Below are 21702 nucleotides of genomic sequence, written 5' to 3'. Positions count from 1 at the left end.
GCCATCCCGCGGATTGCACGCTTTTGACGTTGACGTTGATTCTGCAGGTGCAGGGCTGCAAGCCCCGCAATAAACCCTACCTTCCCATCACCCTGGCAATTGCTTCGACCAGCAGTTCGCCGGTCACCGGCTTACGCAGGAAGCCGCCGATGCCGGCCGCTTCCACCTGCTGCTGAAGGTCCGGATCAGTGCGCGCGGTCACCGCCAGCAGCGGCAGCATGTAGCCCTGGTTGCGCAGGTGCTGCGCCAGTTCGAAACCACTCAGGCCCGGCAGGTCCAGATCCAGCAGGCCGACATCGAAATCACCCGCGCTGATCTCGCGCAGCGCCGCCAGTGCATGGCCTGCATGCACCACCTCATGCCCGCGCGCACTCAACAGGCCTCGCACCACGTCGGCCACGGTGGCATCGTCCTCGACCAGCAGCACCCGCAACGGCGGCATGTTGGCTACGTCCTCGCGATGCGCTTCGCCCTCGGCCTCGGCACTGGCATCGACCACCAACGGCAACGGCAGGGTCACGCCGAAGCAGGTGCCGCGGCCCAGCTGGCTCTCCACCTGGATTCGTCCCTGCATCGCCTGCGCCAGTTCGCGGCAGATCGCCAGGCCCAGACCACTGCCACCGTACTGCGCGGCAGTGCGGGCACCATCGGCCTGCTCGAAGCGGCGGAACAGTCGCTGCTGCTGTTCCTGGCTGATGCCCGGACCTGTGTCGCGCACCTCGAAATGCAACGCGCGCAGCTCGCCATCACTGCGTGCATGCAGGGTAATGGTGCCACGGCTGGTGAACTTGACCGCATTCGAGAGCAGGTTGAGCAGGATCTGGCGTACCCGCATCGAGTCGCCGGTGGCCTGCAGGCCTGGGGGCAACTGGTTGTCGAGGGTGAAGCGCAGGCCCTTCTGTGCGGCCAACGGGCCCATCAACGCCGTCAGATCCTGCAGCAGGCAGCTCAGCGCGAACGGCTTGGACTGCAGCTCCAGGCGGCCGGACTCGATGCGTGCCAGGTCCAGCGCATCGTTGACCAGGTGCAGCAGATGTTCGCCAGCGTGGCGGATCGACTGCGTGTAGCCGCGCTGCTGCGGATCCAGGTGCGAAGCCAGCAGCAGCTCGCTCATGCCGAGCACGCCGGTCATCGGGGTACGGATTTCGTGGCCGAGGTTGGCCAGGAAACGGGTCTTCGCCGCCGAGGCCTGCTCAGCCAGTTCCTGCTTGTGCAGCGCCAGCTGATAGGCGTGGCGGCGCTGCAGGCGGCGGCGATACAGCCAGGCGAACCAGCTGGTCAGCAGCAGCGCGATCGAGGCCAGCACCAGCAACCCGGACAGACTACGCCACCACGGCGGCTGTACGCGGAACTCCAGGCTCTGCACCCGCGACCAGACGTGATCGGCCGAACGCGCCTGCACTTCCAGGCGGTAACTGCCCGGTGGCAGGCGCGAGAAAAGACGCTCACCGGCCGGTCCCACTTCCACCCAATCGGGGTCGTAGCCGGCCAGCCGGTAGCGGTAGCTGTTGGACGCCGAATCAGCGAACGACAGCAGGCGCGCGACGATGCGCAGGTCACGATCACCATCGGCAATCTGCAACGGCGTGTCGTGGGTCAGGTCGAGCACCTGGTCATTGCGACGCACCTCGACCCGCTCGATCACCAGCGGTGCACGCCGCACCGACGGCCGTACCTGCTCGGGGTCGAACACCACCACACCGGCCGGTGTACCGGCCACCAGGTGGCCGTCCTCCGACATCACCAGCGTGTGCTCGCGGAACTCCTGGCTGGGCAGGCCATCGTGCACACCGTACAGGCGCACGCTCTGGCCATCGGCGCCGATCCGTACCAGGCCGCGCGCGCTGGTGGCCCAGACCACCCCTTGCGCGTCAACCACCAGCCCGGACGCGGAGATCGCCGGATAGCCCTGCTCGGCGCCGACCACGGCCTGCCGTTCCAGCCGGCCCTGGCTCCAGCGGTAGCGCGACAGGCGACCATCCTCGGACAGCCATACCTGGCCATCGGCACCCACGTGCAGTGCGTGGATCGCCGTCGCCGGCGCACCCGGCACCGGCTGGAATCGTTCGCTTTCCGGCAACCACTGCAGCAGGCCGCGGCTGCTGGCCAGCCAGATGTGGTCCTGCGGCCCGCATTCCACGTCGAGGTTGAGCTGCCCCTGCTGCAGGCCGCGCTGGCCGTTGTCCAGCTGACGGCGCAGGCGCCCGTCGAGGTCGCGCTGCTGCAGGCCGGACGACAGCATCAGCCAGAGGCTGTCGCCATCACAGGTCGTCATCGACTCGATGATGCCTTCCATGGTTGCGTCGGCGCCGGCGTCGCGGCCCCAGCGACGTAGATCGCGCTGCTCCGGGTCATAGCGCAGCAGGGCATCGTTCGAACCGATCCAGACCTGTCCACGGCGGTCCTCGCGCACCGAGCTCAGCCAGTGCATGCCGTTGACCCAGGTGCGGTGCTGTTCGATCTTGCCGGTCTTCGGGTCGAAGCGGTCCAGCGCACCATGGCTACCCACCGTCCAGATGCCGCCATTCCGGGATGGGCTGGTGCCCAGCACGTAGGCGTTGCGCAGCGAGCGGGCATCGTCCTCCAGCCGCGACAGCACCGAGAACTGCCACCAGCGGGGCAGCAGATGCCACAGCCCGGCGTTGGTGCTGGCCAGCCAGATGCCGCCTTCACGGTCCTCGTAGGCACCGGTCCAGTTCGGCCGTACCGGTCCACGTGCCACCGCGCTGTACAGCGGTACGGTCCGGTACTGGCCGTCGACCGCGCGGCCGAGGCCTGTGCGGGTGTCCAGCCAGTACCCGCCCTGTTCATCGCGCAGCATCATGCCCAGCACCTGCTCGCCTTCGGGCAGCTTCCACGGCGGCGCCTCGAAGCGACCATCGGGGCGGCGCACGATGGCGCCGGCCATCGTACTGATCCACAGGCTGCCGTCGGGCTCGGTGGTCAGGCCATTGATCAGGAGACTGGGAATGACGTCGGTGCCAATGCGTTCGAAATCGGTGCCGGTCCAGCGCGCAACGCCGTGCTTGGTGCCGATCCACAGGCTGCCGTCGGCCAGGGTAGCCAGATACGGAACCGATGCCGCAGGCAGGCTGCGCGGATTGTTGGCTTCCGGCAGGAAGCGCTGCAACCGATCCTGGTTGTCCAGGCGGTACAACCCACCCTCGTGGGTTCCGAACCAGATCGAACCGTCGGGCGTAGTCGCCAGGCTCCAGACCGTGTTGGTGCCCATCAACGGCTGGCTGCTGCGGTCGTAGAAATGCAGTTGGCGGCGATCGGCCGACATCCGCACCAGACCGGCATTCTCGGTACCGATCCAGAGCTGGTTGCGCGCATCGACCAGCACCGTCCAGATGCGGTTGTCGCGCAACCCGTCTTCCGAGCGCCAGATCCGGTAGTTGCGCCCGTCGTAGCGGGCCAGGCCATCGTTGGTGGCGATCCACAGGTAGCCGTAGCGATCTTCGGCCATGCGATTGACTGTATTGGACGGCAGGCCGTCGAACACCGTCACCTGGCGCGGGCTTGGCGGCACCGGCTGCGCTGCAGCGGGTGACAGGCAGCACAGGAGGACCAGCAGCAGCATCGCCGCCCGCAGATACGCCACCGATTGCCTCCTCACGCTGCCCTGATGATTCCCGCGCTGCGGGCGTCGGCATGGTAAACCGAAAGTCGCGCCGTTCACGCCCGGCGCCGACGCTTTCACGTTGCGGTCTGTCGTTTTGTACGGGCCTGGGCGATCGCCGCCACCAGCATGTCGCCGGTGACCGGTTTGCGCAGGAAGCCATCGAAACCGGCAGCCAGCACCTGCGATTCGGCATAGGCATCGGAGCGCGCGGTCACCGCCACCAACGGCAGCTCATACCCCAGGGCACGCAGCTGGCGGGCGATGGCGGTTCCGTCCAGCGCCGGCAGGTCGAGGTCGAGCAGGCCGACATCAAAGCCGTCGGTGGCGATCTCCGACAGCGCGCCCAGACCATGCAGAACGTGCACCACGTCATGGCCACGGCTGCGCAACAGGCCTGCGATGACCTCGGCCACGGTGGCATCGTCCTCGACCAGCAGGATGCGCAACGGCGGCAATACCGGCTGCGCCGGAGCATCGCCCGCTGCGACGGCCGCCTGCCGGGTCCAGGGCAGCGGCAACCGTACCCGGAAGCGCGCGCCCTTGCCCGGTTGGCTGTCCACTTCGATGCGCCCGCCCATCGCCACGGCCAGCTCCTGGCAGATCGCCAGGCCCAGCCCGCTGCCGCCGTAGCGCGATGCTGTGCGTGGGCCATCGGCCTGTTCGAAGCGGTGGAACAGGCGGTCCTGCTGCTCGGCATTGATGCCCGGGCCACTGTCGTGCACCTCGAAGCAAAGGCCACCGCCGTTCTCCTCCAGGCGCACCGCCAGGCCGACATGGCCACGCTCGGTGAACTTGATCGCATTGCCCAGCAGGTTGAGCAGGATCTGCCGCACGCGCATCTCGTCGCCGCTGACACTGATCGGGCCCGGCGGATCGTCGCCACGCTGGAAATCCAGCTTGCGCTGCTTCGCCATCGGCTGCATCAGCGTCTGTACCTGGTCGAGCAGGCCGGCCAGGTCGAACGGACGCAGATCCAGCTCCAGTCGACCGGCTTCGATGCGCGCGAGGTCCAGCGCATCATTCACCAGCCGCAGCAGATGGCTTCCAGCCTGCTGGATCGAACCGGCATAGCTGCGTTGCACCGGGTCCAGCGGCGTGGCCAGCAGCAGCTCGCTCATGCCCAGCACCCCGGTCATCGGCGTGCGCACCTCATGGCCCAGCGTGGCCAGGAACCGGCTTTTGGCCTGCGAGGCCTGTTCGGCCAGTTCCTGCTTGTGCACGGTCAACTGCCATTGCTGGCGGCGACGCAGGCGCGCCCGGATCGACCACACCAGGGTGAGCAGCAGCAGCGAGCCGATCAGGATGTAGCCGAAGATCGCCATGCCGCTGCGCCACCAGGGCGGCAGCACCTTCACCTGCAGCTTCTGTGAGGGTGTCCATGCACCACTGGCAGTGGCTGCCTGCACTTCGATGACATAGCTTCCGGTGGGCAAACGCGAAAGCGTACGCTGGCCGTTGCCGCCCTGCTCCACCCAGTTCTGGTCGTAACCGCGTACCCGGAAGCGGTAGCGGTTGCCCTGGGGATTGGCATATGACAACAGTCGAGCGTCGATCTGCAGATCGCGATCATCCGGCCCCAGCAGCAATGTGCCGGCGTTCGGCAGTGGCTGCCAGCCACGCGCATCGTCGCGGCGCACGCGCACGTCGGCAATCACCAGCGACGATTCGGGCAGCACGACGTCGGCGGCATTCACATCGAAGGCGACCAGGCCGGTCTGGGCGACTGCCAGCACGCGGCCATCAGCATTCACCGCTGGCGGTCGGCTGGTGAATTCGGCGTCGGACAGGCCATCGCGTTCGTTGAACTGCTGCAGGCGCCGTGCCTTGGGGTCCCAACGCAGCAGACCACGCGGCGTGGTCGCCCACAGGCGTCCGTTGTCGGCCAATGCCAGGCCCCCCATGCTGACCGGTGGTACGCCGGCACTTCCATCGATGCGCTGGATCAGGCGCAGGCTCATGCCATCCCACTGGTAGCGCTCGAGTGCCCCTTGGCGGGCCAGCCACAGTTGTTGCGGATCAACCCACACCAGATCGTAGATCAAACCACGCGAGACACCCGGCACCGCCTCGAAGCGCCCGGCATGCTCGCGCCAGATGCCCATGTCGCCCATCACCCAGACCTTGCCCTGGGCGTCGAAACGGATCTGCTCGATCGGTGAATCGGCCGCCTTGCGGAAATCGTCCAGCGGATAGCTGCGCAGCACGCGGCCGTCGGCACTACGCTGCTGCAGGCCCAGGTTCATGACTGAAAGCCAGACCGTGCCATCAGGCGCCTGGCGCATCAGATCGATGCGCTGGCGCAGGTCGGCGCCACCATCGATGTGCCAATCCTGCAGTGCGCGTGTCGTCGGGTCATACACAGTGATGCGACCAGCACGCCCCAGCCACAGGCGCCCATCCGGGCGCGGCAGCACCGACCACACCGCACCGCTGCCGATCTCACGATCGCTGGCCAGCAGGCGCAGCGTGCCGCGCGTATCCAGCTGGTACACGCCGTGCGCCGATCCCACGTAATAATTCTGGCCGTCACTGGCAGCGCTCAACAGGTACTGGCTGTCCAGTGGCTTGCCATCGAGCTGGTTCCAGATCGAAAAGCGGCGCCAGTCCGGCGGCAGGTAGGCCAGGCCCTGGGTCAGCAGCGCCACCCACAATCCGCCCTCATGGTCCTGCAGCAGATCAAGCACGCCACTCTGCGCCGTGAGGAAGCCGCTGCCGCGGTCGCCCTCGAGCCGCCGCAGTGCGCTGGCATCGCCACGCAGCAGACCGTCTGATGTACCCGCCCAGTAGCCCCCCTGGCGATCGGCCAGCACCAGTGCCGAACGCAGGCGGGCACTGTCGACCCAGCGCGGGCGGCTGACCCGGTCCTGCGCATCGATGCGGTACAGACCGTCGTTCTGGCTGCCGATCCAGATCGAGCCATCCGGATCGCGACTCATCCGCAGCACGCTCAACACGCCCAGCTCGCGTGGTGCCACAGATTCGAATCCGCGGCCGTTCCAGCGTGCCACCCCACGCTCGGTGCCGATCCACAGGCGCCCCTGCGCATCAACCAGGCTGCTGTAGATGGTGTTGCTGGGCAGGCCGTCCAGGCGCGCGGGGTCGTGCTTGAAGAAGCGCAGGCTGCCATCCTCCCCGAATCGGCAGACACCCTGGCTGCTGGTGCCGATCCAAAGCGCATCCTCGGCGTAGGCCAGCGTCCAGAACTGGCCCAGGCACGGACCATTGACGGCATCGAAGGTCCTGAATCGCTCGCGGTCCGCATCCAGGCGTGCCACACCCTTGCCATTGATACCCACCCAGACGCGGTCCAGCGGATCGACCAGCAGGGTCTCGATCTCATTGCCGGGCAGCGAGCCCGGCTGTTCCGGATCATGTTCCCAGACCCGCAGGGTATCGCCGTCATAGCGCACCAGGCCACCGTCGGTGGCCGCCCAGATGTGCCCCTGGCGGTCCTCGGCCAACGCCAGCACCATGCGCGAGGGCATGCCTTCGGCTGCACCGAAACGGCGCAGGCGCGGTGTTTCTGCCATGTCCGGGGCCGCAGCTGCCGAGCTCAACGCCATCAGCAACAGCCCCATGCCCACGATGCCTCGGCACCACCGGCGCCAGCCACTCGTCATCCTGAACCCCCTGTCCTGGCCCGATTGTCACACAGGGCCGGGTTCATGGCTGCAACAGCCTGTTTCCACGGGTGGCCCCACCACGAACTGTTGCAGCCATGTGCGCATCGTTGGCAGGGGCCTGTGCGTATGATCACAGCGTCCCCTTCCGGAGCCCGCCATCGATGCGTCCCTGCCTGGCCCTGCTGCCCATGCTGCTCGCCACCGCCCCCGCCTGGGCGGACGCAGACACCTATCGCCTCGATCCGGTGCATACACGGGTGTTGTTCACCATCGACCACGCGGGCTACTCGCAGGCCATGGGTACGGTCTCCGGCAGTGAAGGCCGCCTGCAGTTCGATCCCGACAACTGGCGCGAAGCCACGCTGGACGTCGAGGTACCCGTGTCGCGATTGGACCTTGGTGACGCCAAATGGAACCAGGCCACGCTGGCCCGCAGCCTGCTCGACGGCGAGCGTTTCCCCAGCGCACGCTTCGTCTCCAGCCGGGTCGAACCGATCGATGCCAAGCGTGCGCACGTGATCGGTACCCTGACCCTGCGCGGCGTCAGCCAGGAAGTCACCCTGGACGTGACCCTCAATGCCATCAAGCGCTACCCCCTCCCCCCGTTCCGACGCACCGCCGGTTTTTCCGCCAGCACCACGCTGAGCCGGCGCGCGTTCGGCATCACCGCCTGGCCGGGCGTCATCGGTGATGCAGTACAGCTGAGGATCGAGGCTGAAGCCACCCTCGACCGCAGCGACGCCCCGGGAACTCCCGCTCCCGTTCCGCACTCCGACCCCAAGACGGCCCGCTAGAGGACCTTTCATGACCGCCAAGAACACCCCCGCCGCCTGGGGGAGTGTCAGCCAGATCCTGCATTGGTTGATCGCACTGCTGATCCTCGCCCTGGGCGTGGTCGGCCTGACCATGGGCGAACTGCCCAAGACCCCCAAGTACTTCTGGGTCTACACCGCACACAAGTCGATCGGCATTACCGTACTGGCGCTGGTGCTGTTCCGCCTCGGCTGGCGCCTGTACGCCGGCGCCCCCAAGCCGGTGCCGGGCGTGCCCAGCTGGCAGGAGCGCATCGCCAGCGCCACCCACGTGCTGTTGTATGTGCTGATGTTCGCCATCCCGCTGTCGGGCTGGCTGTACGACTCGGCCAGTGGCCTGCGCCCGTTCCGCTGGTTCGGCCTGGTCGACGTGCCCAAGCTGAGTGGCCCGGATCCGCAGGTCGTCGCGGTGTCCCATGCCCTCCACGAATACGGCTTCTGGCTGTTGATCGCGGTGGTGCTGGCCCATGCCGGTGCTGCCCTCTACCACCACCTGTTCCAGCGCGATGCGACGTTGTCCCGCATGTTGCCGCGCGGCTGGCTCGCCTCCCCTCAGAAGGACTGACCGATGAACCTGAAACTGACCACCCCGGCCGCCGTGGCCGCCGCCCTGGCCGGCATGCTGGCCACTGCTCCGGCGCTCGCCGCCGACTACGCGCAGGCTCCCGGCGCCGGTTCGATCCTGGTGTTCGCCACCAAGTACGACGGTGAAGTGTTCACCGGCAGCTTCCCGGGCTTTGCCACCAAGCTCAGCTTCGACCCGGCCAATCCGGCCGCCGGTTCGCTGGACGTGGTGATTCCGCTGGCCGGTGCCAAGAGCGGCAACAGCGACCGCGACTCGACCCTGCAGGGCGCCGACTTCTTCAACGTCGGCAAGTTCGCCACTGCGCGCTACACCGCCAAGGGCTTCCGCGCGGTGGGCAATGACCAGTTCGCCGCCGATGGCACGCTGGAGCTGCGCGGCGTCAGCAAGCCGGTCACCCTTACTTTCACCTGGAAGCCGGGCACCCAGCCGGTGCTGACCGGCAAGGCCACGGTCAAGCGCCTGGACTTCGGTGTCGGCGGCGGTGACTGGGCCGATACCAAGACCATCCCGGACGACACCGCGATCAGCACGATCGTGAAGTTCAACGCGAAATAAGCAACAGGCCGGGGCACCGCCCCGGCCATCATCTCCGGTAGTGCCGGCCACTGGCCGGCAACCTCACCGATCCGGGCAGTTGCCGGCCAGCGGCCGGCACTACCGATCGACGGCCAGCCAGGCCTGCACCGTGGCGGCATCGAACGGCCAGTCCAGCTCACGCTCGCCGCGCTCGTCACGCAGCACCGGCACCCGCGCGCCGTAGCGTGCTTCCAGCGCCGGCTGGTCATCCAGGAACACCGATTCGAACTCCGGGGCCCGCGCCTTGGCCAGTTCGGCCAGGGCCATGTCGCACAGGTGGCAATCGTCACGTTGGATCAGGGTCAACACCGGTCGGGCTCCCATGGCGGAAATGCTGCGCCGCAGCCATCGGATGGCCCGGCAAGCCGTTAGAATAGCGGCTTGTCCGGTACCCGCAGTTTGGCATCCATGGCTGTCAGCACGTTCGACGTTTTCAAGATCGGCATTGGTCCGAGTTCCTCGCACACCGTCGGGCCGATGAAGGCCGCCGAGCGATTCATCCATCGCTGGCTGCTCGATCCGGGCCGCCTGCACGAGGTCGCGCGCATCCGCGCCGATGTCTATGGCTCGCTGGCGCTGACCGGCCGCGGCCATGGCACCGACAAGGCAATCCTGCTGGGCCTGGAGGGCCAGCGGCCGAACCTGATCGACCCGGACATCATCCCGGCCACCCTGGAGCGCATCCGCAGCAGCAAGCGCATCCAGCTGATGGGCCAGCACGAGATCGCCTTCGACGAGAAGCGCGACCTCGGCATGAACAAGCGCCAGAAGCTGCCGTACCACACCAACGGCATGCGTTTCACCGCGTACAACGCCGACGATGAAGTGATCGCCACCCGCGATTACTACTCGGTCGGAGGCGGCTTCGTGGTCAACCAGGACGACGCGGCCGATGACCGCATCGTGCCCGACGAGACCCCGCTGCCCTACCCGTTCAAGAGCGGCGACGAGCTGCTGGCGCAGACCGCACGCAGCGGCCTGAGCATCGCCCAGCTGATGTTCGAGAACGAGAAGTGCTGGCGCAGCGAAGACGAGATCCGCGCCAACCTGCGCGAGATCTGGAGCGCGATGCAGTCGTGCGTCGCGCGAGGCATCCGCGAGGAAGGCGTGCTGCCGGGTGGCCTGAAGGTCGGCCGTCGTGCACCGGCGCTGTACCGCGAGCTGTCGTCGAAGCCGGAAGCGGCGATGCGCGACCCGCTGACCACGCTGGACTGGGTCAACCTGTACGCACTGGCAGTGAACGAGGAAAACGCTGCCGGTGGCCGCGTGGTGACCGCGCCGACCAACGGTGCAGCCGGCGTACTGCCGGCGGTGCTGCATTACTTCGACCGTTTCTGCCCGGGCGCGAACGAGCAGCGTGTGTTCGATTTCCTGCTGACCTCGGCGGCGATCGGCATCCTGTACAAGGAAAATGCTTCGATTTCCGGTGCCGAAGTGGGCTGCCAGGGCGAAGTGGGCGTGGCCTGCTCGATGGCGGCCGGGGGCCTGGTTGCGGCGCTGGGTGGCAACCCGAGCCAGATCGAGAACGCCGCGGAAATCGGCATGGAACACAACCTTGGCCTGACCTGCGACCCGATCGGCGGCCTGGTGCAGATCCCCTGCATCGAGCGCAACGCGATGGGCGCGGTGAAGGCGATCAATGCCTCCCGCATGGCGATGCGTGGCGACGGCAAGCACAAGGTGTCGCTGGACAAGGTCATCAAGACCATGCGCGATACCGGCCGCGACATGCAGGACAAGTACAAGGAAACCAGCCGCGGTGGCCTGGCGGTGAACGTCATCGAGTGCTGAGTTGTAGAGCCGAGTCCATGCTCGGCTGATCGGGTAGGAGCAGCCGAGCATGGGCTCGGCTCTACATCGGACGACACCGTCACCATGTTCCGGTTAGGCTCGGGGCTCCCCTGCCCCGGATTGCCCCCATGCGCGTGATCGCTGCTGCCCTGCTTGCCTGCCTGCCGCTGTCCGCGCTTGCCGCGCCGACCTATGGTCCGCGGCTGGAAGGTTTCGACTACGGCTATCCGGTGAAGATCTTCGCGCTGGAGTCGCAGCGGCAGCCACTGGAAATGGCCTATCTGGATGTCCTGCCCAAACGCCGCGCCATCGGCGTGGTGGTGCTGCTGCACGGCAAGAATTTCTGCGCAGCCACCTGGCAGCAGACCATCGCGCCGCTGCTGAACGCCGGCTACCGGGTGATCGCCCCGGACCAGGTGGGCTTCTGCAAATCCAGCAAGCCCGAGCGTTACCAGTACACGTTCGCGCAGCTGGCGGCCAATACCCACGCCCTGCTGCAGCAGCTGCAGCTGGAGGACATGCCGGTGCACCTGGTCGGCCACTCGATGGGCGGCATGCTGGCGGTGCGCTACGCGTTGATGTACCCGCAGGACCTGCACAGCCTGTCACTGGTCAATCCGATCGGGCTGGAGGACTGGAAGGCGCTGGGCGTGCCATGGCGCAGCGTCGATGCATGGTATGCCGGCGAACTGAAAACCAGCTATGACAGCATCCGCCGCTACCAGCTGGACGTGTACTACGACGGCACGTGGAAGCCGGCGTACGAACCATGGGCACGCATGCAATCAGGCATGTATGAAGGCCCGGGCAAGCAGGCCGTTGCGTGGAGCCAGGCACTGGCCTCGGACATGGTGTTCAACCAGCCGGTGGTCTACGAACTGAAGAACCTGCAGGTACCGACCACGCTGTTCATCGGCCAGAAGGACCGCACCGCGATCGGCCGTGACCTGGCGCCGCCGGAGGTGAAGGCGACGCTGGGCAATTATCCGGCGCTGGGCAGAGCAGCGGCCGAGGCGATTCCCGGCGCGACGCTGGTCGAGTTCCCCGAACTGGGCCATTCACCACAGGTGCAGAACCCCAAGCAGTTCAACAGCGCATTGTTGAAGGCCTTGAAGTCCCGCTGACCGACGGCTGCTTGTGTAGAGCCGAGCCCATGCTCGGCTCATCCAGCAGGAGGCGATTCCGCCAGGAGCAGCCGAGCATGGGCTCGGCTCTACACAAGCGATGCGGTCAACCTACGATCCGCAGTACATCATCCAGCAGCGCGGCTGCGGTGACTTCCGCGCCCGCGCCCGGTCCCTGGATCAACAACGGTTGGCGGCGGTAGCGATCACTGTGGATGGCCACGCGGTTGTCGGTGCCCGCGCCCTGTGCCAGCGGATGATCGGCCGGCAGCTCGCGCAGGCCCACCTGCGCCCCTTCGCCATCAACGCGGCCGACGAAACGCAGCACACGACCGTTGTCACGCGCCTGCTGCCAACGCGCCTGCAACGGCGCATCCAGTTGCTCCAGTGCGGCCACCGCATCTTCCAGCGGCAATGCCGCCAGCGCGTCAGGCACCAGCGAATCCACCTGTACCTGCGACGCATCCAATGCCAGGCCGCTGCTGCGCGCCAGGATCAGCAGCTTGCGGCGTACATCTTCGCCGGACAGGTCCAGGCGTGGATCCGGCTCGGTGTAGCCCGCCGCCAGTGCTTCCCGCACCGCCACCGAAAACGGCGACTGGCCGTCATAGCGATGGAACAGCCATGCCAGCGAACCGGACAGCACGCCTTCGATGGCATGGATGTGATCGCCACCGGCCACCAGCGCACGCAGGCTGCTCAACAGCGGCAGGCCCGCGCCCACCGTCGCGCTGTCGCCATAGCGTGCGCCACTGTCGGCACAGCTTTCAGCAATGGCCTGCGCGCGGGCCAGCTGCGCACCACGGCCCAGCTTGTTGGCGGTCACCACGTGCACGCCGCGCGCAAGCCACTGCACGTGGCGTGCGGCGACGTCTTCGCTGGCGGTGGCGTCGACCACCACGTCACCCCGTTCCAGCCCTTCGGCGCTCGCCCACGGCGGCGAACTCTGGCCATCGCGGGGTGCACGACGTGCCAGTTCCAAGGGCAGCGCCAGGTCGCGATCAATCTCCAGCGCGGTGCGTGAATTGGCCAGCCACTGCACGCTGGGCAGTTCCAGGCCACGTGCCTGCAACGCCTGGTAGCGCTGCACGAAGGCTGAGCCGACCGTGCCAGTGCCGAGCAGCGCCAGGCGCCCCGCGCCCAGCGCAGGAATGTCAGCGGCGAGCGCGCTCATGCATCCACCACCTGTTTGCGGCGCGCAGCCGCATCGATCACGGCTTCGGCGCGCTGCAGCGCTGCGCCGAGATCAGCCAGCAGGTCACGCTCGGCCTCGATGCCGACCGACAGGCGCAGCAGGCCCTCGCTGATGCCGGCGGCCGCGCGCGCTTCGGCGGTCATCGCTGCATGGGTCATGGTGGCCGGGTGCGCGATCAGGCTTTCGACGCCACCCAGCGATTCGGCCAGGGTGAAACAGCGCAGGCCATCGACGAACGCACGCACCGCCGCATGCGGATCATCGCCGGCGCAGTGCGCCAGTTCGAATGACAGCATCGCGCCGAAGCCATTCTGCTGGCGCGCGGCGATGGCGTGGCCCGGGTGATCGGCCAGGCCCGGGTAGTACACCGCGCCGACCGCCGGATGCTGGTCCAGCAGGGCGACGATCGACGCGGTGTTTTCCTGGTGCACGCGCAGGCGCGCATCCAGCGTGCGCAGGCCGCGCAGGGTCAGGAACGCATCGAACGGCGAACCGGTCAGGCCCAGTGCGTTGCCCCACCACACCAGCTGCTCGTGCAGTGCCGGATCGCGCGCGACCACCGCACCACCCACCACATCGCTGTGGCCATTGATGTACTTGGTGGTGGAATGCAGCACCAGGTCCGCACCGAACGACAGCGGCTGCTGCAGCGCCGGCGACAGGAAGGTGTTGTCGACCACCACGAGCGCACCGGCCTTGTGCGCGGCCTCGATGACGAAGCGCAGGTCGGTGATGCGCAGCAGCGGGTTGGACGGGGTTTCCACCAGCACCAGCTTCGGCTGCGTGGCCAGCGCCTGTGCCAGCGCGCGCGGATCGGTCAGGTCGGCGGTGACCAGCTCGAAGTGGCCCTTCTTCGCCAACGCGTTGAACAGGCGCCAGCTGCCGCCGTACGCATCGTGCGGAACCACCAGGGTGTCGCCCGGCTGCAGCAGCGCGTTCAACACCAGGTTGATCGCGCCCATGCCGGTGGCGGTGATGACGCCGCCGGCGCCACCTTCCAGTTCGGCCAGCGCTTCACCCAGCAGGTCGCGGGTCGGGTTGCCACTGCGCGTGTAGTCGTAGTGGCGCTTGTTGCCGAAACCTTCAAAGCTGAAGTTCGACGACAGCACGATCGGCGGCGTGACCGCGCCATGTGCGGTGTCCCGATCGATGCCGGCACGGACGGCGGCAGTGGTGCGACTACAGGACGGCTCGTTGGCGTGCAGGCTCATGCGGACTCTCCAGAGGTGCGGAAGGCGGTGACGAGGATCGCGTCGATGCGATCGGTTTCTTTGAGGAAGGCATCGTGGCCATAGGGCGAGCGCAGCACGCGCAGGCTGCCGCGCGGGCCCAGCCCTTCGACCAGGCCGACCAGGTCGGCCAGCGGCACCAGGCGGTCGCCCTCCACGGCCACCACCACGGTCGGCGGCAGGATCGCGGTGGGGTCGACGCGGTGCAGGTCGATCGATTCAGACAGGCGCAGGTAAGCGGTCACCGGCGTGCGCGCGACGTACTGCGCACCGGCCGCATCGAGATAATCTTCGGCGGCCACGCGCACGCGGCCATTGATCACTTCCGGCGCGGCATCGAAGCGCTCGCCGAACTCTTCCGGGGTGCGGTAGCTGAGCATGGCGAACTGCCGGGCCAGGGCCAGGCCGTGGTCTTCGCCGCACTGCAGCTGGCCCAGCGCGACCGCGCGGCGCTGCAATGCGCGCCAGGCGGCGGCATACGGATGCGGGCGATGCGCGCCACTGGCCAGCACCAGCTGGTGCACGCGTGCACGGTGGCGGATCGCGAACTGCTGGCCGACCAGCGCCCCGTAGGAGTAGCCCACGAACGCCTTCAGCGTGCGGATGCCGAGATGGTCCAGCAGCAGCGCCAGTGCATCGGCCTGGTCGGCGGTATCGATCGGCACATCCAGTGCACCGTCGGCGCCGATGAAGTCGAAGGCCAGTACACGCAGCTGCTGCGGATCCAGCGCGCGCCCGCTGCCGACCAAGTCTTCGGCCCAGCCCTTCTCGCTGAACTGTGCATTGGACGCCACATGGCGATGGGCGGAAATGCCGCCGGCCAGCACCACCACCGGCGCATTGGCCGGGCCGACCCACTCATAGCGCAGGCGCACCGGGCTGGGGCCGGCGTGACGCATCGACAGCACCGCGGCGAACTCACCGCGCTCGGCATGCACGCGGTCTTCGACCGGCACGCTGACGGGGACAAAGGGTTCGGGGCGAAGCGCGGTACTGGCGGCGAAGCTCATGGCGGGATCCGGTTGGGGAATCGGCCATCGAGCCTTCGCGGGGCCCGCGTTCGAGATGCACGTGGGGTGCATGGTTCGAACCATCTTTCGGTGGACGCCACGGTCCCCGCAGGATTTGGCACCTACGCAGACGCTTGCGCGCCTGCGGGCTGCCCCGGCTTCAAAGGGCCTGTCCCTCTGCCGGTCTCGATGGTGGAGCCACGATGCCAGCCCTTTCCGGCACTGTCAATCCCTTCATACGGATAAAGCGATGAATATTTTCAACGCAACTATGCGAAGGCGGTCGCGGCCGTCCTGTTCAGGATCGGCTACAGTCCCGGCGGTCCCTACCCACTGGAACCACTGATGCTGCGCCTGCCCCTGACCTGCCTGCTGTTGTCCCTGCTGGTGAGCACGACGGCCAGCGCCGGTGACTGGCGCCAGGGCTGGGGACTGGTGCCCAAGGCCGCCCCGGCCGCTCCGCCCCCCCGTGGCGAGGCCGCGCAGAGCGCTGCGCCGATGGCCCAGCTGCGCCTGCAGCCGCTCGGCGAGCACTGGCAGGCCCGGGTCGACAACGCACTGGCCGGTCCGCTGCAGGTCGAACTGCGCGCCGCGCCCGGACGCCCGGTCGAAGGCCTGCCGGTGCAGTCGCTGATACAGGGCGACAGCAGCCTGGTGGTCGGCCACCTGCCCGCCCCGCTCGATGGCCGCACGCTGGATCTGCGCCTGCAGTCGGTGCCGGGCAACCCGGCCGCACAGGCCGAGGATGTCGCCTACCGCCTGCCGTTCGATACGACCCGCCCACGCGTGGACCAGGCGCCACAGGGCCGATTCAGCCACGATGACGAGGAAAACCGCGATGCGGTCGACTTCGCGCTGCCGGAGGGCACCCTGGTGCTGGCCGCGCGCGAGGGCACGGTGATGCAGATCCAGGATGGCTTCCGTGGCAACGGCCAGGACCGCGAACGCGATGGTGCCCGCGCCAATTTCATCCGCGTGCTGCACAGCGACGGCAGCATGGCCCTGTACGGCCACCTGCAGGCCGGCGGCATGCGCGTGCGCCGTGGCCAGGCAGTGGGCGCCGGGCAGCCGATCGGCCTGTCCGGCAACAGCGGCTACAGCAGCGCGCCGCACCTGCACTTCGTGGTGCAGGTCAACCGCGGCATGGGCCTGCGCTCGGTACCGGTGCGCATCTTTGCCGAGCAGGGCCAGTTGCAGTTCGCCCGCCAGGGCGAGGCCGACGGCGGTACCGGGCGCTGACCGGCCCTGGCCGGTATAATCGAGCGCTTATCTCTTTGAAAAGCGCCCCGGGCGGGCGCCACTGCCATGTCCGAAGTCGCCAACGAAGCGTCGCGTCGCCGCACCTTCGCCATCATCTCCCACCCTGACGCCGGCAAGACCACGCTGACCGAAAAGCTGCTGCTGTTCGGAGGCGCGATCCAGATGGCCGGTTCGGTCAAGGGCCGCAAGGCCGCCCGCCACGCCACTTCCGACTGGATGGCGCTGGAAAAGGAACGCGGCATCTCCGTCACCTCCTCGGTGATGCAGTTCCCGTACGAAGGCAAGATCGTCAACCTGCTCGACACCCCCGGCCACGCCGACTTCGGCGAGGACACCTACCGCGTGCTGACCGCGGTGGACTCCGCGCTGATGGTGATCGACGTGGCCAAGGGCGTGGAAGAGCGCACCATCAAGCTGATGGAAGTCTGCCGCCTGCGCGACACCCCGATCATGACCTTCATCAACAAGCTCGACCGCGAGGGCAAGGACCCGATCGAGCTGCTGGATGAAGTGGAAACCGTGCTGGGCATCCAGTGCGCGCCGGTGACCTGGCCGATCGGCATGGGCCAGCGCCTGAAGGGCGTGGTCCACCTGCTGACCGGCGAAGTGCACCTGTACGAACCGGGCCGCAACTTCACCCGCCAGGACTCGACCATCTTCCCGTCCATCGATGCGCCCGGCCTGGCCGAGAAGATCGGTGCGCAGATGCTGGCCGACCTGCGCGACGAGCTGGAGCTGGTGCAGGGCGCCAGCCACCCGTTCGACCTGCAGGCCTACCGCGCCGGCAAGCAGACCCCGGTGTTCTTCGGCTCGGGCGTGAACAACTTCGGCGTGCAGCCGTTGCTGGACTTCTTCGTCGAGCATGCGCCGTCGCCGCAGGCACGCTCCACCACCGGCCGAGAGATCGCCCCGGAAGAGAACAAGCTGACCGGCTTCGTGTTCAAGATCCAGGCCAACATGGACCCGCAGCACCGTGACCGCGTGGCGTTCATGCGCGTCTGCTCGGGCCGCTTCAGCGCCGGCATGAAGACCTTCCACGTGCGCACCGGCAAGGAAATGAAGCTGGCCAACGCGCTGACCTTCATGGCCAGCGACCGCGAGATCGCCGCCGAGGCGTGGCCGGGCGATGTGATCGGCATCCACAACCACGGCACCATTTCCATCGGCGATACCTTCACCGAAGGCGAAGCGGTCACCTTCACCGGCATCCCCAACTTCGCCCCGGAACTGTTCCGCCGCGCACGCCTGCGTGATCCGCTCAAGCTCAAGCAGCTGCAGAAGGGCCTGGCCCAGCTGTCCGAGGAAGGTGCGACCCAGTTCTTCCGCCCGCTGACCAGCAACGACCTGATCCTGGGTGCGGTCGGCGTGCTGCAGTTCGACGTGGCCGCCTACCGCCTGAAGGACGAGTACGGCGTGGAAGCCACCTTCGAGCCGGTCAGCGTGACCACTGCGCGTTGGGTCCACTGCAGCAACGAGAAGAAGCTGGAAGAGTTCCGCGAGAAGAATGCGCTGAACCTGGCGCTGGATGCGGCCGGCCACCTGGTCTACCTGGCACCGACCCGGGTCAACCTGCAGCTGGCCCAGGAACGCTCGCCGGACGTGCGCTTCTCGGCTACCCGCGAAGCGGCGCATACCGTTTCGGTGGGCTGATGCCACGGGGTCGGATCCCTTTCCGGCAGGAAAGGGCTCTGACCCCGGCCGTCGCAGGCGGTTCATCCCCGCAACACAGGAATTCACCGACCATACGGTGACGGGCGTGCACACACCGCCCATCGCGGCGATGATAGGGGGGTGCGGGTCCCCCTCCCCGCGAACGATGCCTACGCCATGTCCACGACTTCCGTTGCTTCGATCCGCGAAGAAATCGCCAGCGCCCTGACCCACGGCCTCGGTGCCGTGTTTGCCCTCGGCGCCGGTGCGGTGCTGATCACCCTGGCCGCCATCTACAGCGATGGCTGGCAGCTGGCCGGCGCCATCGTGTTCGGCATCGCGCTGCTGCTGCTGTACACCGCCTCCACCCTCTACCACGCCATCCAGCACCCGGTCGCCAAGGGACGCCTCAAGGTGTTCGACCACTGCGCGATCTACGTGCTGATCGCCGGCACCTACACCCCATTCACCCTGATCGGCCTGCGCGGCCCGTGGGGCTGGGGCCTGTTCGCCGCAATCTGGACCCTGGCCCTGGCCGGCGTGGTGTTCAAGCTGTTCTACACCGGCCGCTTCAAGCGCCTCTCGACTGCCATCTACGTGGCCATGGGCTGGCTGGTAATCGTGGCGATCAAGCCAATGCTGGCCTCGATCGACGGCTGGACGCTGGGCTGGCTGCTGGCCGGTGGCCTGTCGTACACGCTGGGCACCTACTTCTATCACCGCGAATCGATCCCTTACTCGCACGCGATCTGGCACCTGTTCGTGATCGGCGGCAGCGTCTGCCACTTCGTCGCGGTCACCATGCAGGTGCTGTAGATCCCAGTCCGTGCGCGGTGCGTGCACACCGCGCACATGGACGCTTCGCGCCCCGTCCACGATGAGGGAGCAACCATGGCCGCGTGAATGCCGCCGCCTCCCCCGCCGCGCCGCGCACCTCGCGCTGGCGCCTCCGTCGACCCGGCCCACGTGGCCGACGCTGGCTGACCGCCCTGGTCTTCCTGCTGGCGGCGATCCTGGTGCTGATCGCCCTGTGGGACTGGAACTGGTTCAAGGGACCGGTCGAGCGTGCCGTGCAGGCGCGTACCGGCCGTGTGCTGCACATCGGGAACCTTGATGTCGACCTCGGCCGCACCAGTACGATCCGCGCCGATGCGATCACCTTCGCCAATGCCAGCTGGGCGAAACAACCCGATATGGCCAGCGCCGACCGCGTCGAGATCGATGTGCGGGTCTGGCCCCTGCTGCGCGGCAGCGTACAGCTGCCTGAAGTACGCCTGACCCGGCCGGACGTGCTGCTGGAAACCGCGCCGCGCAAGGGTGAACCCGGCAACTGGGATTTCCTCGGTGACAGCTCCGGCGGTACAACTCTCCAGCTCAAGCGCCTGCGCATCGACGACGGCCGCCTGCAGTTCCTCGATGCGCTGGGCCGTACCGACATCCGCGTGGACGTGCGCAGCGGCCAACCCAAGCAGGCCGACGCCGCACCACCCCTGCTGGTGCAGGGTAAGGGGCACTGGCAGGGCAATCCGTTCACCCTTCGCGGCGGCACCGAATCTCCACTGCAGCTGACCGACAGCGACCACCCGTTCCGCATCCACCTCGACGGCCGGGCCGGCGCCACCCACGCCATAGCCAGCGGTACGTTGACCAACCCCTTCCAGCTGCGCGTGTTCGACCTGCAGTTCGCGCTCAGCGGGCAGGACCTGGCCGACCTCTACCCGCTGCTTGGCATTGCCATTCCGCCCTCCCCGCCCTACGCGTTGAATGGCCGCCTCAAGCGCGACCACAACGTCTGGCGCTACGACGCTTTCACCGGCAAGGTCGGTGACAGCGACCTCGGCGGCAATCTGCAGTTCGAAGTGGGTGGCGCACGCCCGCGGTTGACCGCTACGCTGGAATCCAAGCGCTTGGACTTCGATGATCTGGCCGGTTTCGTCGGCGCCCCACCGAAGACCGGCGGTGGCGAAACCGCGAACGCGGAACAGAAGATCGAGGCCGCGCGCATCGCCGCGCGCGCGCGGGTGCTGCCCGATACGCCCTACAACCTCGGCAAGCTGCGTGCGATGGATGCCGACGTGCGCTGGAAGGCCCACCGCATCAACGCGCCATCGCTGCCATTGGATGACATGGATGCGCACCTGTTGCTGGATGACGGCGTACTGCGGCTGGACCCGCTGAACTTCGGCGTGGCCGGAGGCGATATCCGCAGCACGATCCGCATGGACGCGCGCCAGCCGCAGATCAGTACCGCGCTGAAGGCCAGTGTGCGCGGCGTGCAGCTGGGCCAGTTGTTCCCCGACGCCAAACTGGCCGAACAGGCCAAGGGCGGCATCGGCGGCGAAGTGGACCTGAGCGGTCGCGGCAACTCGATCGCCGCAATGCTCGGCAGCAGCAGCGGCAAGGTCGGCCTGGCGATGGGTCGTGGTCACGCCGGCAACCTGGTGATGGAACTGGCAGGGCTGGATATCACCGAATCACTGAAATTCCTGGTGACCGGCGACAAGCAGATTCCCCTGCGTTGCGCCTTCGCCGACTTCGGCGTGCGCGACGGCCTGATGACCAGCCAGGCACTGGCGGTGGACACCACCGACACGATCATCATCGGCGAGGGCACGGTCAGCCTGCGCGACGAGACCCTGGACCTGCTGCTGAAGCCACGACCAAAGGACAAGAGCATCCTGGTACTGCGCTCGCCGTTGCACATCGCCGGCACCTTCAAGGACCCGTCATTCCGCCCGGACTTCAAGGCGCTGGGCATCCGCGGCGCGGTGGCCCTGGCACTGGGCAGCATCGCCCCGCCGGCGGCGCTGTTGGCAACCATTGAACTGGGGCCGGGCAAGGACGCCGACTGCGGTGGGCAATATGCGAAGTAGGAGCGGATGTTCGCGGCGCCCCGTTTTTCCGCGCGTAGAGCCGGAGCAAGGCGACAGGCAGGACACGCCGTAAATACGTCCCTGTAGGCTCGGTCGGCGCATCCATGCGCCTCACGGTCCTGCCTGCCGCCTTGCTCCGGCTCCGGACAGTTTCCAGCGCGCGGAACGAGAGCGGAAATTCAAAGTCAAAAGAAGAAAGCAAAGTCAAAAGCTGTTGCCAACCAAGGTTGGCAGCTACCAAAGGCGAGGCACCGCGCATGTGCGCACCGCGCTCGCAGGAACGTGTCCAGAGGCGGAAGGCATGGCCGTGCAGGACCGTTGGCGCCATGGATGGCGCCATCGAGCCTA

Annotated in this window: 15 protein-coding genes and 1 riboswitch; of the genes, 9 read left to right on the top strand and 6 right to left on the bottom strand. The window is 67.5% G+C overall.

From position 1 onward, the window contains the following. Positions 1–76: 76 nt before the first annotated feature. Together D5301_RS11435 and D5301_RS11430 are read right to left on the bottom strand one after the other, a co-directional pair. Positions 77–3604, bottom strand: coding sequence for an ATP-binding protein (locus D5301_RS11435; RefSeq protein ID WP_324187310.1), 3528 nt, complete (start codon positions 3602–3604; stop codon positions 77–79). A 95-nt stretch (positions 3605–3699) separates the two neighbouring features. After that, the gene (locus D5301_RS11430) at positions 3700–7245 is read right to left on the bottom strand and encodes an ATP-binding protein (RefSeq protein WP_153855746.1); all 3546 of its coding nucleotides are present in this window, start codon (positions 7243–7245) and stop codon (positions 3700–3702) included. Between the two features lie 164 nt (positions 7246–7409). On the opposite strand from D5301_RS11430, the gene D5301_RS11425 reads away from it, so the two are divergent. Genes D5301_RS11425 through D5301_RS11415 form a run of 3 tightly spaced genes read left to right on the top strand, consistent with a single transcriptional unit; the run spans position 7410 to position 9201 of the window. Beyond that, on the top strand, positions 7410–8042 hold the full coding sequence (locus tag D5301_RS11425; RefSeq protein ID WP_110713196.1) for a YceI family protein: 633 nt from the start codon (positions 7410–7412) through the stop codon (positions 8040–8042). Positions 8043–8052: 10 nt separating this feature from the next. Beyond that, positions 8053–8625, top strand: coding sequence for a cytochrome b (locus tag D5301_RS11420; protein WP_153855745.1), 573 nt, complete (start codon positions 8053–8055; stop codon positions 8623–8625). Positions 8626–8628: 3 nt separating this feature from the next. Next, entirely contained in the window at positions 8629–9201 is a 573-nt protein-coding gene (locus tag D5301_RS11415) for a YceI family protein (RefSeq protein WP_110713200.1), read from the top strand. 99 nt (positions 9202–9300) lie between these two features. On the opposite strand, the gene D5301_RS11410 is transcribed toward D5301_RS11415, so the two are convergent. Next, the gene (locus D5301_RS11410) at positions 9301–9531 is read right to left on the bottom strand and encodes a glutaredoxin family protein (RefSeq protein ID WP_110714365.1); all 231 of its coding nucleotides are present in this window, start codon (positions 9529–9531) and stop codon (positions 9301–9303) included. Between the two features lie 99 nt (positions 9532–9630). Between D5301_RS11410 and D5301_RS11405 the strand changes: the two genes are divergently transcribed. Beyond that, complete coding sequence (locus D5301_RS11405; protein ID WP_049456519.1) at positions 9631–11013, top strand: L-serine ammonia-lyase; 1383 nt, start codon at positions 9631–9633, stop codon at positions 11011–11013. 128 nt (positions 11014–11141) lie between these two features. Next, positions 11142–12137 (top strand): alpha/beta hydrolase, encoded by a 996-nt coding sequence (locus D5301_RS11400; RefSeq protein WP_153855743.1) that lies wholly within the window; start codon positions 11142–11144, stop codon positions 12135–12137. A gap of 106 nt (positions 12138–12243) precedes the next feature. On the opposite strand, the gene D5301_RS11395 is transcribed toward D5301_RS11400, so the two are convergent. The 3 genes from D5301_RS11395 to D5301_RS11385 are packed head-to-tail and all read right to left on the bottom strand — an operon-like array spanning position 12244 to position 15571. Next, positions 12244–13311, bottom strand: a complete 1068-nt coding sequence (locus D5301_RS11395; RefSeq protein ID WP_110713203.1) for a homoserine dehydrogenase — start codon at positions 13309–13311, stop codon at positions 12244–12246. Next, a complete protein-coding gene (locus D5301_RS11390) occupies positions 13308–14543 on the bottom strand; it encodes an O-succinylhomoserine (thiol)-lyase (protein ID WP_153855742.1) in 1236 nt (411 codons plus the stop codon). Before D5301_RS11390 ends, D5301_RS11395 begins: the two co-directional genes overlap by 4 nt. Further along, a complete protein-coding gene (locus D5301_RS11385; protein ID WP_153855741.1) occupies positions 14540–15571 on the bottom strand; it encodes a homoserine O-succinyltransferase in 1032 nt (343 codons plus the stop codon). Before D5301_RS11385 ends, D5301_RS11390 begins: the two co-directional genes overlap by 4 nt. Before the next feature lie 77 nt (positions 15572–15648). Continuing rightward, a riboswitch (SAM riboswitch) is annotated at positions 15649–15767 on the bottom strand. A gap of 149 nt (positions 15768–15916) precedes the next feature. Here D5301_RS11385 and D5301_RS11380 point away from each other — a divergent pair. The 4 genes from D5301_RS11380 to D5301_RS11365 all read left to right on the top strand — a co-directional run bounded on the left by D5301_RS11380 (position 15917) and on the right by D5301_RS11365 (position 21354). Continuing rightward, positions 15917–16810 (top strand): M23 family metallopeptidase, encoded by an 894-nt coding sequence (locus tag D5301_RS11380; protein ID WP_153855740.1) that lies wholly within the window; start codon positions 15917–15919, stop codon positions 16808–16810. A 66-nt stretch (positions 16811–16876) separates the two neighbouring features. Beyond that, positions 16877–18481, top strand: coding sequence for a peptide chain release factor 3 (locus D5301_RS11375; RefSeq protein WP_049401409.1), 1605 nt, complete (start codon positions 16877–16879; stop codon positions 18479–18481). Positions 18482–18658: 177 nt separating this feature from the next. Continuing rightward, the gene (locus D5301_RS11370) at positions 18659–19297 is read left to right on the top strand and encodes a hemolysin III family protein (protein ID WP_110713209.1); all 639 of its coding nucleotides are present in this window, start codon (positions 18659–18661) and stop codon (positions 19295–19297) included. Positions 19298–19380: 83 nt separating this feature from the next. Next, a complete protein-coding gene (locus tag D5301_RS11365; protein WP_324187309.1) occupies positions 19381–21354 on the top strand; it encodes an AsmA family protein in 1974 nt (657 codons plus the stop codon). Positions 21355–21702 lie beyond the last annotated feature (348 nt).

The sequence above is a fragment of the Stenotrophomonas sp. MH181796 genome, from assembly GCF_009659995.1.
In the GTDB taxonomy this organism is placed as follows: domain Bacteria; phylum Pseudomonadota; class Gammaproteobacteria; order Xanthomonadales; family Xanthomonadaceae; genus Stenotrophomonas; species Stenotrophomonas riyadhensis.
Note: the sequence above shows the minus strand (reverse complement) of the source record. Positions and strands in the feature narration are given on the sequence as shown.